Raw genomic sequence first — 13,855 nt, forward strand, 5'->3', positions numbered from 1 at the left:
TCTAGAAGTACCCTTCGCGCTTGCGGTCTTCCATCGCGGCCTCGGACATCTTGTCGTCGGCGCGGGTCGCGCCCCGCTCGGTGAGGCGGGATACGGCGATCTCGGCGATCACGGCGTCCAGCGTGGCGGCGTCGGAGTCGACGGCGCCGGTGCAGGACATGTCACCGACGGTGCGGTAGCGGATGAGGCGCGTCTCGGGCGTCTCGCCCTCCTTCGGGCCGCCCCACTCGCCGGCCGTCAGCCACATGCCGTTGCGCTGGAAGACCTCGCGCTCGTGGGCGAAGTAGATCTCCGGCAGCTCGATGCCCTCGCGGGCGATGTACTGCCAGATGTCCAGCTCGGTCCAGTTGGACAGCGGGAAGACGCGCACGTGCTCGCCGGGCGCGTGGCGGCCGTTGTAGAGCTGCCACAGCTCGGGGCGCTGGCGGCGCGGGTCCCACTGGGAGAACTCGTCGCGGAGGCTGAACACCCGCTCCTTGGCGCGGGCCTTCTCCTCGTCGCGGCGGCCGCCGCCGAAGACGGCGTCGAACTTCAGCTGCTGGATCGCCTCGGTCAGCGGGACGGTCTGCAGCGGGTTGCGGGTGCCGTCCGGGCGCTCGCGCAGCTTGCCCGCGTCGATGTACTCCTGGACGGAGGCCACGTGCAGGCGCAGGCCGTGCTTGGCGACCGTGCGGTCGCGGTACTCCAGCACCTCGGGGAAGTTGTGGCCCGTGTCGACGTGCAGCAGCGTGAAGGGCACCGGCGCCGGCGCGAACGCCTTCAGCGCCAGGTGCAGCATGACGATGGAGTCCTTGCCGCCGGAGAACAGGATCACCGGCTTCTCGAACTCGCCCGCCACCTCGCGGAAGATGTGCACGGCCTCGGACTCGAGGGCGTCGAGGTGCGACAGCGCGTAGGGCGCGTCGGCGTCGGACTCGGTGTGCACGTGTGCGGCGGTGGTCATGCCAGACCCCTCTCGGTGAGCAGCGCGTGCAGGGCCGAAGCCGACTCCTGCACGGTCTGCGTGTGCGACTCGATACGGAGGTCCGGAGTCTCCGGAGCCTCGTACGGGTCGTCGACCCCGGTCAGACCGGAGATCTCGCCCGCCGCCTGCTTGGCGTACAGGCCCTTCACGTCACGCTCGGAGCACACCTCGACCGGGGTGGCCACGTGTACTTCGAGGTAGTTCGTCTCGGCGGCCGCGTGCCGCTTGCGAACGGCGTCACGGCTGTCCGCGAACGGCGCGATCACCGGTACCAGCGCCTTGACGCCGTTGCTCGCGAGGAGCTCGGCGACGAAGCCGATCCGCTGCACGTTGGTGTGCCGGTCCTCGCGGCTGAAGCCGAGGCCGGCGGAGAGGAACTCGCGGATCTCGTCGCCGTCGAGGACCTCCACGCGGTGGCCCTCGGCGCGCAGCCGCTCGGCCAGCGCGTAGGCGATGGTGGTCTTGCCCGCGCTCGGCAGCCCGGTCAGCCACACGGTGGCGCCCTGGTCGCTCACGCTCATCTGCTCAGTCTCCGTAGGTTCTTTGCTGTCCGTCATCAGCCGTGCAGTCCGCACTCGGTCTTGCCGCGCCCGGCCCAGCGGCCGGCCCGCGCGTCCTCGCCCTCCGCCACGCGGCGGGTGCAGGGGGCGCAGCCGACGGAGGCGTAGCCGTCCATCAGCAGCGGGTTGGTGAGCACGCCGTGCTCGGCGACGTAGGCATCCACGTCGTCCTGCGTCCAGCGGGCGATCGGCGAGATCTTGACCTTCTGCCGCTTCTCGTCCCAGCCGACCACCGGGGTGTTCGCCCGGGTCGGGGACTCGTCGCGGCGCAGGCCCGTCGCCCACGCGTCGTACGCGGTCAGGCCTTCTTCGAGGGGCTTGACCTTGCGCAGCGCGCAGCACAGGTCGGGGTCGCGGTCGTGCAGCTTGGGACCGTACTCCGCGTCCTGCTCGGCGACCGTCTGGCGCGGGGTGAGGGTGATGACGTTGACGTCCATCACGGCCTCGACCGCGTCGCGGGTGCCGATGGTCTCCTCGAAGTGGTAGCCGGTGTCGAGGAAGACCACGTCCACGCCGGGCATCGCCCGGGAGGCCAGGTGGGCGACGACCGCGTCCTCCATGGAGGAGGTGACGCAGAACTTCTTGCCGAAGGTCTCGGCGGCCCAGGTGAGGATCTCGAGCGCCGAGGCGTCCTCGAGGTCCCGCCCGGCCTGCTCGGCCACGGCTTTGAGACTCACGTCTTGAGTGGTGGTCATATCTCGTCCCCTCCAGCGGTGTTCGACTGAACGCCCCGGGCCAGCAGCCCGAGGTACTTCAGCTGGAAGGCTCGGTTGCAGGCCCTGCATTCCCAGGCGCCGTGGCCGGTTTCGTTCGGAAACAGGTCCTCGTCGCCGCAGTACGGGCAGTAGAACGGTGCGGCGCGCTCGCTCACGACAGGTCCTCGTCCTTCGCCCGGCCGACCCAGGCGGCGAAGCGCTCGCCGTCCTCACGCTGCTCCTCGAAGCGCGTGACGACCCGCTCGACGTAGTCGGGCAGACCGGCCGAGGTGACCTTGAGGCCGCGGACCTTGCGGCCGAAACCCGCCTCCAGGCCGAGGGCGCCGCCCAGGTGGACCTGGTAGCCCTCCACCTGGTTGCCGTCCTCGTCCAGGACCAGCTGGCCCTTGAGACCGATGTCCGCCACCTGGATACGGGCGCAGGCGTTCGGGCAGCCGTTGATGTTGATGGTCAGCGGCTCGGCGAACTCGGGCAGGCGGCGCTCCAGCTCGTCGATCAGCGAGGCGCCGCGCGCCTTGGTCTCGACGATGGCCAGCTTGCAGAACTCGATGCCGGTGCAGGCCATCGTGCCGCGGCGGAACGGGGACGGCTTGACCCGCAGGTCCAGCGCCTCCAGGGCCGCGACCACCGAGTCGACCTGGTCGGCCTCGATGTCGAGGACGATCATCTTCTGCTCGGCGGTGGTGCGCAGGCGGCCGGAGCCGTGCTGCTCGGCGACGTCCGCGATCTTGGTCAGGGTGGCGCCGTCGACGCGGCCGACGCGGGGCGCGAAGCCGACGTAGAACCTGCCGTCCTGCTGCTGGTGGACGCCGACGTGGTCGCGCCACTGGCCGCTGGGCTGCTCGGGCGCGGGGCCGTCGGTCAGCTTCCGCTTCAGGTACTCGTCCTCCAGGACCTGGCGGAACTTGGCCGGGCCCCAGTCGGCGACGAGGAACTTCAGGCGAGCGCGGGTGCGCAGGCGGCGGTAGCCGTAGTCGCGGAAGATCGAGATGACACCCTCGTAGACGTCCGGGACCTCGTCGAGCGAGACCCAGGTGCCCAGGCGCACGCCGAGCTTCGGGTTCGTGGACAGGCCGCCGCCGACCCAGACGTCGAAGCCGGCACCGTGCTCGGGGTGGTTCACGCCCACGAAGGCGATGTCGTTGATCTCGTGCGCCACGTCGAGCAGCGGCGAGCCGGAGATCGCGGACTTGAACTTGCGGGGCAGGTTCGAGAACGCCGGGTTGCCGACGATGCGGCGGTAGATCTCGTCGATGGCGGGCGTGCCGTCGATGATCTCGTCCTGGGCGATGCCGGCCACGGGCGAACCGAGGATGACGCGGGGCGTGTCACCGCAGGCCTCGGTGGTGGACAGGCCGACGGCCTCCAGGCGGCGCCAGATCTCCGGGACGTCCTCGATACGGATCCAGTGGTACTGCACGTTCTGGCGGTCGGTGAGGTCCGCGGTCCCGCGCGCGAACTCCTCCGAGATCTCGCCGATGACGCGGAGCTGCTCGGTGGTCAGCCGGCCGCCGTCGATGCGCACGCGCAGCATGAAGTACTTGTCGTCCAGCTCCTCCGGCTCCAGGATCGCGGTCTTGCCGCCGTCGATCCCGGGCTTGCGCTGGGTGTAGAGACCCCACCAGCGCATGCGGCCGCGGAGGTCGTTCGGGTCGATCGAGTCGAAGCCCGTCTTGGAGTAGATGTTCTCGATGCGCGTCCGCACATTGAGACCGTCGTCGTCCTTTTTGAACTGCTCGTTGCCGTTGAGGGGCGTGTGGTGTCCGACGGCCCACTGACCCTCACCGCGGTGACGGCCGGTCTTGCGGCGCGCGGCGGCTGCGGGGGCGGCTGCGGGCGTTTCGGGGGTGGCGGCCATGGCGGTACGTCCTTCTTCGGCGGCTCGGGGCAGGGGCAAGGGCAGGGAGTGTTGCGGCGGCGAGCCCCTGTCCAGGTCAGAGACGCTGAGCGGGTGTGGCTGAGTGCCGCGCCTTTGCCGGGGTGGCCGGCGGGCAGCGGTATTCGGCCTTCAGGGGACTGCGATGATCGACACTCCCACGGCGACGATGCCGGGTTTGTGGCGATGTGCGGCGGTTGCTGGTTCCGTCAGCGAGCCGGACAGATGGCGCTGGACATGCGGCCGAGGTCGACGTGCCGCCGACTCACCAAGGCAATTCCAGCTCCATTCATGGCGGAAGCGTGTCATGTGCCGATTGGAGGAGTCCACTACTGTCCACGATCCGGACGAACTCGTCCCGAATACCGGGATGGCGTGACGGGGGTCACCCCCTTGGACCCCCGCGCCCGTGGGGGTGCGGCCCTCCCCCCACGGGCATGGCTGAATCTCGCGGCCGGGGACCGCCGCGGAGGGGTTACGCGCCGGGCCAGGGGCCCGGCGTCGGAGTGTCTTCCTTCGGTTCCGTTTCCGTCTTGAAGAGCTTGAAGCCGCGCCGGAGGTAGTTGTCCATGGCCGTCGGGCCGTCCTGGCTGCACGTGTGGAGCCAGACCCGACGGGTCGCCTCCCGCTGCGGCCAGCGGGACGCGAGGTCCCACGCCCGGGCGATCCCCACCGACAGCAGGTGCCCGCCGATCCGCCGCCCCCGGAAATCCGGCAGGAGGCCGAAGTAGATGATCTCCACCACACCGTCGTCCTGCGGGTCGAACTCCACGTACCCCGCCGGCGTGCCCCGGTCGTACGCCACCCACGTCTCCACGCCCGGCCGCCCCAGCTGCTCCACCCACTGCGCGCGGGTCAGGGACAGCCGGTCCGTCCAGTGGATGTCCCCGCCGACCGAGGCGTAGAGGAACCGGCTGAATTCGGGGGAAGGGACCTCCGCCCGGGCGATGGTGATCTCGGGGCCCGGGGGAGTCGCCGGTATGAGGTCCGCAGGAGAGGTCATTTCCAGGGACCAGGTGGTGAGTGTGATGGTGCTCATGCACGTCAGGGAATCACGCCGGGCCCCGAACGGCCCAGGCGGGCCCTGATCACCGCCGGGGCGGTGGAGTGGGGGAGCAGCGCCGCCGGGTCCTGGGGGCGGATCAGCTCCACCTCCACGTCCTGCGCGAACCGGTACGGCCGGTGGGTCAGCACGCCCGCCAGGTTCCGGCGTACGCGCGAGAGCTCCGCCCGCACCGTCACCGTGCGCGTCGGGTCCCCGAACAGCTCCGCGGCCAGCTCCGCCGCCGAGCGGCCCCGCGGGCTCTCCGCCAGCAGGAACAGCAGCTCGGCGTGGCGCGGGCTGAGCTCCTGCGACCAGCTCCCGGCGGCCCCGTACACCGTCGCCGACCAGGATCCGGCCCGGCTGAGGTCGAGGACGACCCGCGTCACCCCCGTACGCGTACGGTCCTGCGCGATCCGCAGCAGCCAGCCCCCGGGCAGCGGCTCCACCGCGCAGTCCCCGAGCTGTGGCACCCACACCCGGCCCGGCCCGAACGGCTTCGGCAGCGGGATGCGGTCCACGGGGGCCAGGCCCGTCACGGCCGCCGTCCAGCCGTTGGGGTCCACGGCGAGGGCCTGCCCCGGCAGCCGGGCCAGCAGCGGGGCCGCCACCGACCGCAGCCGCTCCAGGGACTCCAGGTGCCGGATGCGCAGCTCCCGCTCGGCGAGCCGGGCCACCGAGCCGACCCACGCCAGGGTCGCCGGGTGCATGGTGGCCAGCGGCCCGCTGACGTCGACCACGCCCAGCAGCCGGCCGTCGCGCGGATCCCGTACGGGCGCTCCCGCGCAGGTCCAGTCGTGGTGGCTGGAGACGAAGTGCTCCGCCGAGAACACCTGGACCGGCCGCCGGGCCACCAGCGCCGTGCCGACCCCGTTCGTGCCGACCACGGCCTCGTCCCAGTCGGCCCCCACGGCGAAGCCGAGCCGGTCCGCCTTGCGCAGGATGGAGCTGTGGCCCTCGCGCCACAGCAGCCGCCCGTCGGCGTCGGCGACGACCATGATGTGCAGGGCCTCGTCCAGCGACGGGAGCAGTCCCTCCCGCAGCACCGGAAGGATCTCCCGCAGCGGCGAGACGTGCCGCCGTTCCTCGGTCTCGGCGGCCGACAGCAACCGCGAGCGCGCGTCCCGGTCCGGGTGCACCCCGCCCGCCATCATCCGGCGCCAGGACTCGGCGATCTCCGGGCGCGGCGCGGCCGGCGGCCGGTCCCCGGCGAGCGCGGCCGCCCGCACCCCCTTGAGCAGACGCGCGGCCTCGCGCGCGTCCATGGCCGAAATACGCGCCACATCGACCGCGCTGCCTGCGGTGTTGGCCACCAGAACCTCCCCGTGAGAACTGGACGTACGGACGTACCGCCCGGTCCGCGCGGACCGGGTCCCCCGGCACCCCTGGGGGCGGCTGCCGGTCCAAGGGTTGCAACGGTATGCAACTCTCGCCAAGTCCCGGTCGGCCGACCGAAACTGTCCGTCACGCCGCCCTGCGGCGTGACAGCTCCTCCTCGGGGCTTCTCGGATCAGGGGTGGTGCCGAGTCGGCGCGGCGCCACCCCTGTCCCGGTCGACGGGCCCGGATCCCGGCTCGGCGTGGTGGTGGGGACCTTGGGGGGTCCCCGTGGCGGGGACCTTGGGGGGTCCCCGGTGCCCCCGCCTAGCCCGCGATCCGCGCCCGTTCCACGACCCCTCGCAGGTCCAGGCTGTGCGGCAGCGTGCCGAAGGCCGTGCCCCAGTCGCCGCCCAGCCGCGAGGCGCAGAAGGCGTCCGCCACCTCGGGCGGAGCCCAGCGGACCAGCAGCGATCCCTGGAGCACCAGCGCCATGCGCTCGACCACCCGGCGGGCCCGGGCCTCGATGCCCTCCAGGTCGGCGAGCTCCGTCAGCAGGTCCTTGATGGCCGAATCCAGCCGGTGGTCGGCGCCCCGGGCCAGCCCGACCTCCTGGAGGAAGGCGCCCAGGGCCTGCGGCTCGCGCTGGAGGGCGCGGAGCACGTCGAGGGCCTGGACGTTGCCCGAACCCTCCCAGATGGAGTTCAGCGGGGATTCGCGCAGCAGTCTCGGCAGCCCGGACTCCTCGACGTAGCCGTTGCCCCCCAGACACTCCAGGGCCTCCGCCACCATCGGCGTACAGCGCTTGGTCACCCAGTACTTGGCGGCGGGCACCGCCAGGCGCAGGAAGGCCTTCTCCTGCTCGGTGCCGGCGTCGTAGGCGGCCGCGAGGCGCAGGGTCAGGTTGGTGGCCGCCTCCGACTCCAGGGCGAGGTCGGCGAGGACGTTGCGCATCAGCGGCTGGTCGATGAGCGGTGCTCCGAAAGCAGAGCGGTGCTCCGTGTGGTGTACGGCCTGCGTCAGTGCCTGCCGCATCAGCGAGGCCGACCCGATCACGCAGTCCAGCCGGGTCGCCGCCACCATCTCGATGATGGTCCGCACCCCCCGGCCCTCCTCGCCCACCCGCTGCGCCCAGGTCCCGTCGAACTCCACCTCGCTCGACGCGTTCGACCGGTTGCCCAGCTTGTCCTTCAGCCGCTGGATCGCGAAGACGTTGCGCGTGCCGTCCGGCAGCACCCGCGGCACCAGGAAGCAGGTCAGCCCGCCCGGAGCCTGCGCCAGCACCAGGAAGCCGTCGCACATCGGCGCCGAGCAGAACCACTTGTGCCCCGTCAGCAGGTACTCGCCCGCCGCGTCCAGCGGCACCGCCGCCGTCGTGTTCGCCCGTACGTCGCTGCCGCCCTGCTTCTCGGTCATCCCCATGCCGAAGAGCACACCGGCCTTCTCCGCGGCCGGCCGCAGCCCCTCCTCGTAGATGTGCGAGGTCAGCCGCGGCTCCCACTCGGCGGCGAGCGCGGGATTGGCCCGCAGCGCCGGTACGGCGGCGTGCGTCATCGAGACCGGGCAGCCGTGCCCCGCCTCGGCCTGCGACCACACGAAGAATCCGGCGGCCCGGCGCAGGTGCCCTGCCGGGCGCCCCCAGGCGTCGGTGAGCCCGGAGGTCACCGCCTTGCCGAGCAGCCGGTGCCAGGCCGGATGGAAGTCCACCTCGTCGATCCGGTTCCCGTACCGGTCGTGCGTCCGCAGCTTCGGCGGGTTCTCGTTCGCCTGGACCCCCCATTCCTGGGCCTGCTCGGAGCCCGCCGAACGCCCGATGCGGGTGAGCTCCTCCTGCACCTCACCGAGCAGTTCGGGGTCCGCGGAGGCGAGATGACGCTCCACGCCCTCGGTGAGGGCCCGGTCGCCCCCGTAGACGTCGTGCCCCACGAGCGGCGGGACCTGATTGGTGACTGTGTGGGTGGTGGCTGCCATGCGGATACCGTAAGGACGTGCAGCCAGCAAAAGAAACACCCGAGGGGATCCCCGGACGCCACGGACGGCTCCACCGGGCCCGCGCCCTCTACCGCAACGTCTCCAAGCGGAAGATGGGCTGGCTGCTCCTGAAGGACACCGTCAACTCCTGCATCGAGTACCGGATCCTCGGGCTCGCGGCCGAGGCGGCCTTCTTCACCCTGCTCTCGCTGCCCCCGCTCTTCCTCGGCCTGCTCGGCCTCCTCGGCTACGTCGACGGCTGGACGAACACCCAGTCGGTGCAGAGCATCGAGGAGAACATCCTGCGCGCGGTCGGCACCGTCCTGTCCGACCGGGGCGTCAACCAGATCGCGAGACCGATGCTGGACGACGTCACCAGGAGCGGCCGCCCGGACCTGATCTCGCTCGGCTTCGCCTTCGCCCTGTGGTCGGGCTCCCGCGCCGTCAACGTCTTCATCGACACCATCACCGTGATGTACGGGCTCGACGGGCAGCGCGGCATCGTCAAGACCCGCCTGCTGGCCTTCCTGCTGTACGTGGTCGCCCTGCTGATCGGGGCCGTGGTGCTGCCGCTGATGGTGGTGGGGCCGGACGCGGTGGTGCGGCTGGTGCCCTGGGGCACGGACGTGATCGCGGTCCTGTACTGGCCGACGGTCACCCTGCTGTCCATCGTCTTCCTGACGACGCTCTACCACGTGTCGGTGCCGGTGCGCTCGCCGTGGATCGAGGACGTGCCGGGGGCGCTGGTGGCCCTCGCCATGTGGGTGCTGGGCTCGTTCCTGCTGCGGATCTACCTGACCAACACCGTGGAGGGGCCCACGATCTACGGCTCCCTGGCCGCCCCGGTGGCCGTGCTCCTGTGGATCGGCATCTCGGCCTTCGCGGTGCTCGTGGGCGCCGCCGTGAACGCGGCCATCGACCGGGTCTGGCCGTCCGTGGCCACGGCGGCGGCGCGCGAGGCGAACGAGCGGGCGCGCGAGGCGGAGGCCGCGCAGCTGATCGCGCGGGCCGCGGCCTGGCGGGCCCTGGCCGAGGGCGAGTCGGAGGACGACGAGGACGGCGGGATGCCCTCGGAGTTCCCGGAACGCTGGTCGAACTTCCTGCCGCCGGACGACTACTCCTCGCGGCTGCGCAAGCACTAGAGGGCGGGCGTAGCCTGGAGCGATGTACGAGGAGGCGCCCTCGGCGGCGGTGCCCGGGGCCGTGCTGTGGCGGGCCCGGGGCAACGGCGGGGCCGTGCTGCCCGACGGCTGCATGGACCTGCTGTGGGTCGACGGGAGGCTGCTCGTGGCCGGGCCCGACACCGTGCCGCACCCCGCCGGGGAGGTCCCGGGCGGGGCCTTCGCCGGGATCCGGCTCGCGCCCGGCACCGCGCCCGCGCTGCTCGGCGTACCGGCGCACGTGCTGCGCGACCGGCGCGTCGAGCTGGCCGAGCTGTGGCCGGCCCGGGAGGTACGCCGCCTCGCGGGGCTGGTCGCGGGCTTCGGGGACCCCCGTACCGGACTGGAGGTGCTGGCCGCCCGCCGCGCCGCCGGGGCCGGGCCGCCCGACCCACTCGCCGCCGAGGTCGTGGCCCGGCTCCGGGCCGGCGAGGCGGTGGCCGGGATCGCCGCGGCGGTCGGCCTCGGGGAGCGGCAGCTGCGGCGGCGCTCCCAGGCCGCCTTCGGCTACGGGCCCCGCACGCTCGGCCGGATCCTGCGGCTGCGCCGCGCCCTGGCGCTGGCGGTGGCGGGCCTGCCGTACGCGGAGGTGGCCTGCGCCGCCGGGTACGCCGACCAGGCCCACCTGGCCCGCGAGGTGCGGGCGCTGGCCGGGACCACGCTGAGCGCCTACGCCGGGGCGAAGAGGGATACCTCGCAGCCGTCCGGATCGAGGACGACGGCGTAGCGCTGCCCCCAGAAGGCGTCCCAGGGCTTCAGGTGCCCGGTGTACCCGGCGTCGGTGAGCCCGGCGTACACCGCGTCCACCTCGGCGGGGGAGTCGCACAGGAAGGCGAGCCCGGTGCGGCCGCTGCCGGAGGGCGGGGTCCAGGAGGGGTCGAAGGAGCGGATCGTCCCTTCCGTGTCCCACCCGATCCGCATCCCGCCGGGCAGGGCGGCCTCCACGTGCGGCTGCCCGTCGGCCTCGGCCGGGATGTCCAGCCCGAGGCGGCGGTAGAAGGCGAGCGAGGCGGCCATGTCGGAGACGACCAGGCCGATCATGTCGAGTCGTGGAGTCATACCGGCAGGCTAGGCACGCCCCACCCGGCCCGTCTTGAACGAAACGGTCTCGAGGCCCCCCAACCCGGCCGGTGCCGCCGGGGTGTGTGGCGGGGCGTTCCCGCGGGGCCGGTGCCGGCGTGGCCGGGCGCGCGTCGGGGCGCCCCCGCGGGGTCGGTGCCGGCGTGGCCGGGCGTGCGGTGGGGCGTCCTCGCAGGGTTGGTGTCGGTGTGGGCGGGCGCGTGGCGGGGCGTCCTCGCAGGGTCGGTGCAGCCGTGGCCGGGCGTGTGGTGGGGCGTCCTCGCAGGGTTGGTGCCGGTGTGGCCGGGCGTGTGGTGGGGCGTCCTCGCAGGGTTGGTGTCGGCGGGGCCGGGCGTGCGGTGGGGCGTCCTCGCAGGGTTGGTGTCGGCGGGGCCGGGCGTGCGGTGGGGCGTCCTTGCAGGGTTGGTGCCGGTGTGGGCGGGCGTGCGGTGGGGTGCCCCCGCAGGGCGCCGAACACGGTTCCGCTGCACTCTCCACCTCCTGGCCGCGTTCGCCGCCCGAGGAGGTGGCCCGGCGCGCGACCGGCCCCGTCGACACCGACCCGGCACGGGGATTGACGAACCGTCAGGTGCGGGCGCAACTTATATCGGAACCCCGATATAACCCGGGAGCCCCCATGGCACGCCACGACCACCTCGGCCCGTCGCACCCGCCCCAGGCGGACCAGGACCCCGACCGGCCACACCCGCCGCACCCGCCGCACGCGGGACCGCGGGCGCAGCCCGAGCGGCCCCGGGCCCGCCGCCCGCCGGAGTCGGGGAACCACCCGCAACCGCCGAGCCCGCCGCAGGCGAACCGGCAAGCCGTGCGGAAGTCCGAGACCCGGTCGCGCCTCATCGACGCCGCCGCCGAGCTGTTCGCCCGCAAGGGGTACCACGCCGTCTCGGCCGAAGCCGTCGCCGAGGCGGCCGGGCGGACCACCGGTGCGCTCTACAGCCACTTCGGCGGCAAGGAGGGGCTGCTGCTGGCCCTCCTGGAGGTCTGGAAGGAGCGCACCGCCGAAGAGCTCGCCGCCGAGATCGCCGGCAGCGCCGACCCGGCGGACCCCGCCGTGCACTTCTCCGCGATGTGGCGCAGCCTCACCCGCCCGCACCCCGCGCACGGCGACTCCTGGCTGCTCCTGGAGGCCGAGCTCTGGCTGCACGGCGCCCGCGGCCCCCTCATCGGCACGCAACTGGCACACCGCTACGCCGAGATCCGCGCCCAGCTGGGCGAGGGCCTCGCCGAGTGGGCCGAAGCCACCGGCACCCCGCTCGGCCGCCCGCCAGAGGAGACCGGCGCCCTCGTCCTCGGCGTCCTGCTCGGCCTCGCCATGCAGCACCGCCTGGACCCCCGCGGCGTCCCCGACGCCCTCGTCGTCGAAGCACTGGGCTCCCTCCTGGAGGCGCCCCGAAGGGAAGTGGACTCGTGACCCCCACCGGCACCCCGCCCGCCACCCCGCCCGGCATCCCCGCCGGCGACATCGACCTCCTCGAAGACACCTGGGCCCGCGAGGTCCCGCACGCGCAGTTCACCCGGCTGCGCCGCGAGGACCCCGTCCACTGGCACGAGATACCGGGCCCGGGCCCCCAGCACGGCTTCTACGCGGTCACCCGCCACGCCGACGTCAAGGCGATCAGCCGGGACCCCGAGCTCTGGTCCACCGAACTCGGCTCCTTCATGGTCCGCGACCAGAGCCCCGAGTCCCTGGAGTCCCTGCGCCTGGTGCTGCTCGGCATGGACGCCCCGCGCCACTCCCGCTACCGCGCCCTGGTCAGCGCCGGCTTCACCCCCCGGGTGGTACGCCGCCTGGCGGCCCGCATCGGCGAGCGCGCGGCCGCGCTCGTGGCCACGGCGGTCGCCCCGGGCCGGGACGTGGACTTCGTCTCCGAGGTGGCCGCCTGGCTGCCGATCCAGACGATCTGCGAGATGGTCGGCGTGCCCCCGGGCGACGAGCGGCTGGTCTTCGACTGGAGCAACCGGATGGCCGGCGGCCAGGACCCGGAGCTCTCCGCGGGCCGCCACGACAGCGACACGGCCGCCGCCGAGATCTACGCCTACTGCGACGCGCTGGCCGCCGAACGCCGCGCGCACCCCCGGGAGGACATCCTCTCGACCCTGGTGCACGCCGAGGTGGACGGGGACCGGCTCACCCCGCACGAGATCAACATGTTCTTCGTGCTGCTGTGCGTCGCGGGCAACGAAACGACCCGCAACCTGCTGTCCGCCACCCTGCTGGCCCTGGCCGAACACCCGGCCGCCCGCGCCGAACTGGCCGCCTCCCCGCGGGACGAGGCGCTGTGGACCTCGGCCACCGAGGAGTTCCTGCGCTGGGGCGGCTCGATCCACAACTTCCGGCGGACCGCGACCCGCGACACCGTGCTGCGCGGGCGTGCGATCTCCGCGGGCCAGAAGGTGGTCACGTACTACACCTCCGCCAACCGCGACGAGGAGGTCTTCGCCGACCCCTTCACCTTCGACATCCGCCGCACCCCCAACGACCACCTCGCCTTCGGCGGCGGGGGCCCGCACTTCTGCCTGGGCGCGGGTCTGGCCCGTACGCAGATCAAGGCGCTGGTCCGCGAACTGCTCGCCCACCACCCGGACTTCGAAGTGACCGGCCCGGTGCGCAGGCTCCGCTCCGACTTCATCAACGGCATCAAGTACCTGCCCGTACGGTTCGGTTCCTGAATCGGTCCCGCCTAGCGGCGGCGCGCGGCCACCACGGCGCACGCCGCGGCGAGGGGCAGCTCCGCGGCCGCCGCCAGGAGCAGCGCCGTGCCCTGGCCGCCGGTCCCGGCCGAGGTCGTCACGTCGAACCAGGCGTCCATCACCAGCAGCGCGGCGGTCGCGGCGGCCACCGGGGCGACCCGCGGGTCGCCCCTGCGCAGCAGCACGCCGGTCCCGGTCAGCCCGGCGGCCAGCATCAGGTCGAGGCCGATCCACGCCGTGGCCCAGTTGTTGACCTCGGTGGTCTGCGGCACGGTCTTCGCCAGCACGACCATCCACGGCACCAGCACCACACCGGCTCCGGTCAGGGCCGTGGCCAGCCGGGGGGTGCGCCAGATGCGGGCCTGGGGGGCGACGAGTGCCATGGCTGCGGATCTCCTTCCGGCCCGGCGGTCCGTCCCCCGGGCACACCGAAAGCCTCGTCCGCGGGGCCGCCGAGATCAGTAGCGCCTCTGTCCGAA

General features: G+C 73.0%; 15 protein-coding genes. 4 read left to right on the forward strand and 11 right to left on the reverse strand.

Annotated features, from left to right (window positions below):
• Position 1: 1 nt before the first annotated feature.
• From cysD to ACFTXQ_RS15165, 9 genes are all read right to left on the reverse strand, one after another.
• The gene (cysD, locus tag ACFTXQ_RS15125; protein WP_382640594.1) at positions 2–943 is read right to left on the reverse strand and encodes a sulfate adenylyltransferase subunit CysD; all 942 of its coding nucleotides are present in this window, start codon (positions 941–943) and stop codon (positions 2–4) included.
• Positions 940–1,485: an adenylyl-sulfate kinase gene (gene cysC / locus ACFTXQ_RS15130; RefSeq protein ID WP_382640597.1), complete on the reverse strand. Its 546-nt coding sequence runs from the start codon at positions 1,483–1,485 to the stop codon at positions 940–942. Before cysC ends, cysD begins: the two co-directional genes overlap by 4 nt.
• A 35-nt stretch (positions 1,486–1,520) precedes the next feature.
• The gene (locus ACFTXQ_RS15135; RefSeq protein ID WP_382640600.1) at positions 1,521–2,219 is read right to left on the reverse strand and encodes a phosphoadenylyl-sulfate reductase; all 699 of its coding nucleotides are present in this window, start codon (positions 2,217–2,219) and stop codon (positions 1,521–1,523) included.
• Entirely contained in the window at positions 2,216–2,395 is a 180-nt protein-coding gene (locus tag ACFTXQ_RS15140; RefSeq protein WP_053785636.1) for a hypothetical protein, read from the reverse strand. Before ACFTXQ_RS15140 ends, ACFTXQ_RS15135 begins: the two co-directional genes overlap by 4 nt.
• Positions 2,392–4,098, reverse strand: coding sequence for a nitrite/sulfite reductase (locus ACFTXQ_RS15145; protein WP_382640603.1), 1,707 nt, complete (start codon positions 4,096–4,098; stop codon positions 2,392–2,394). Before ACFTXQ_RS15145 ends, ACFTXQ_RS15140 begins: the two co-directional genes overlap by 4 nt.
• 227 nt (positions 4,099–4,325) lie before the next feature.
• The gene (locus ACFTXQ_RS15150; protein ID WP_312847410.1) at positions 4,326–4,409 is read right to left on the reverse strand and encodes a putative leader peptide; all 84 of its coding nucleotides are present in this window, start codon (positions 4,407–4,409) and stop codon (positions 4,326–4,328) included.
• Between the two features lie 182 nt (positions 4,410–4,591).
• The gene (locus ACFTXQ_RS15155; protein ID WP_382640605.1) at positions 4,592–5,155 is read right to left on the reverse strand and encodes a GNAT family N-acetyltransferase; all 564 of its coding nucleotides are present in this window, start codon (positions 5,153–5,155) and stop codon (positions 4,592–4,594) included.
• Positions 5,156–5,160: 5 nt separating this feature from the next.
• Positions 5,161–6,423, reverse strand: coding sequence for a GAF domain-containing protein (locus ACFTXQ_RS15160; protein WP_382640742.1), 1,263 nt, complete (start codon positions 6,421–6,423; stop codon positions 5,161–5,163).
• A gap of 378 nt (positions 6,424–6,801) precedes the next feature.
• Positions 6,802–8,445, reverse strand: coding sequence for an acyl-CoA dehydrogenase family protein (locus ACFTXQ_RS15165; protein WP_382640608.1), 1,644 nt, complete (start codon positions 8,443–8,445; stop codon positions 6,802–6,804).
• Positions 8,446–8,462: 17 nt separating this feature from the next.
• Here ACFTXQ_RS15165 and ACFTXQ_RS15170 point away from each other — a divergent pair, with 17 nt between their 5' ends.
• Together ACFTXQ_RS15170 and ACFTXQ_RS15175 are read left to right on the forward strand one after the other, a co-directional pair.
• A complete protein-coding gene (locus ACFTXQ_RS15170) occupies positions 8,463–9,587 on the forward strand; it encodes a YihY/virulence factor BrkB family protein (protein ID WP_382640611.1) in 1,125 nt (374 codons plus the stop codon).
• 22 nt (positions 9,588–9,609) lie between these two features.
• Positions 9,610–10,332 carry a helix-turn-helix domain-containing protein gene (locus ACFTXQ_RS15175; RefSeq protein ID WP_382640614.1) on the forward strand — a complete coding sequence of 241 codons (723 nt, stop codon included), beginning with the start codon at positions 9,610–9,612 and terminating at the stop codon, positions 10,330–10,332.
• Here ACFTXQ_RS15175 and ACFTXQ_RS15180 read toward each other — a convergent pair.
• Positions 10,275–10,664: a VOC family protein gene (locus tag ACFTXQ_RS15180; RefSeq protein ID WP_382640615.1), complete on the reverse strand. Its 390-nt coding sequence runs from the start codon at positions 10,662–10,664 to the stop codon at positions 10,275–10,277. The two genes, ACFTXQ_RS15175 and ACFTXQ_RS15180, sit on opposite strands and share 58 nt — an antisense overlap.
• A 637-nt stretch (positions 10,665–11,301) precedes the next feature.
• Here ACFTXQ_RS15180 and ACFTXQ_RS15185 point away from each other — a divergent pair.
• Both ACFTXQ_RS15185 and ACFTXQ_RS15190 read left to right on the forward strand, forming a co-directional pair.
• Positions 11,302–12,096: a TetR/AcrR family transcriptional regulator gene (locus tag ACFTXQ_RS15185; protein WP_382640618.1), complete on the forward strand. Its 795-nt coding sequence runs from the start codon at positions 11,302–11,304 to the stop codon at positions 12,094–12,096.
• The gene (locus ACFTXQ_RS15190; RefSeq protein WP_382640621.1) at positions 12,093–13,355 is read left to right on the forward strand and encodes a cytochrome P450; all 1,263 of its coding nucleotides are present in this window, start codon (positions 12,093–12,095) and stop codon (positions 13,353–13,355) included. The genes ACFTXQ_RS15185 and ACFTXQ_RS15190 overlap by 4 nt, the downstream gene beginning before the upstream one ends.
• 11 nt (positions 13,356–13,366) lie before the next feature.
• Here the strand turns inward: ACFTXQ_RS15190 and ACFTXQ_RS15195 are convergent, their stop codons facing one another.
• The gene (locus ACFTXQ_RS15195) at positions 13,367–13,759 is read right to left on the reverse strand and encodes a hypothetical protein (RefSeq protein WP_382640624.1); all 393 of its coding nucleotides are present in this window, start codon (positions 13,757–13,759) and stop codon (positions 13,367–13,369) included.
• Between the last annotated feature and the right edge of the window lie 96 nt (positions 13,760–13,855).

Source organism: Streptomyces sp. NPDC057010 (genome assembly GCF_042673805.1).
Taxonomy (GTDB): Bacteria; Actinomycetota; Actinomycetes; order Streptomycetales; family Streptomycetaceae; genus Streptomyces.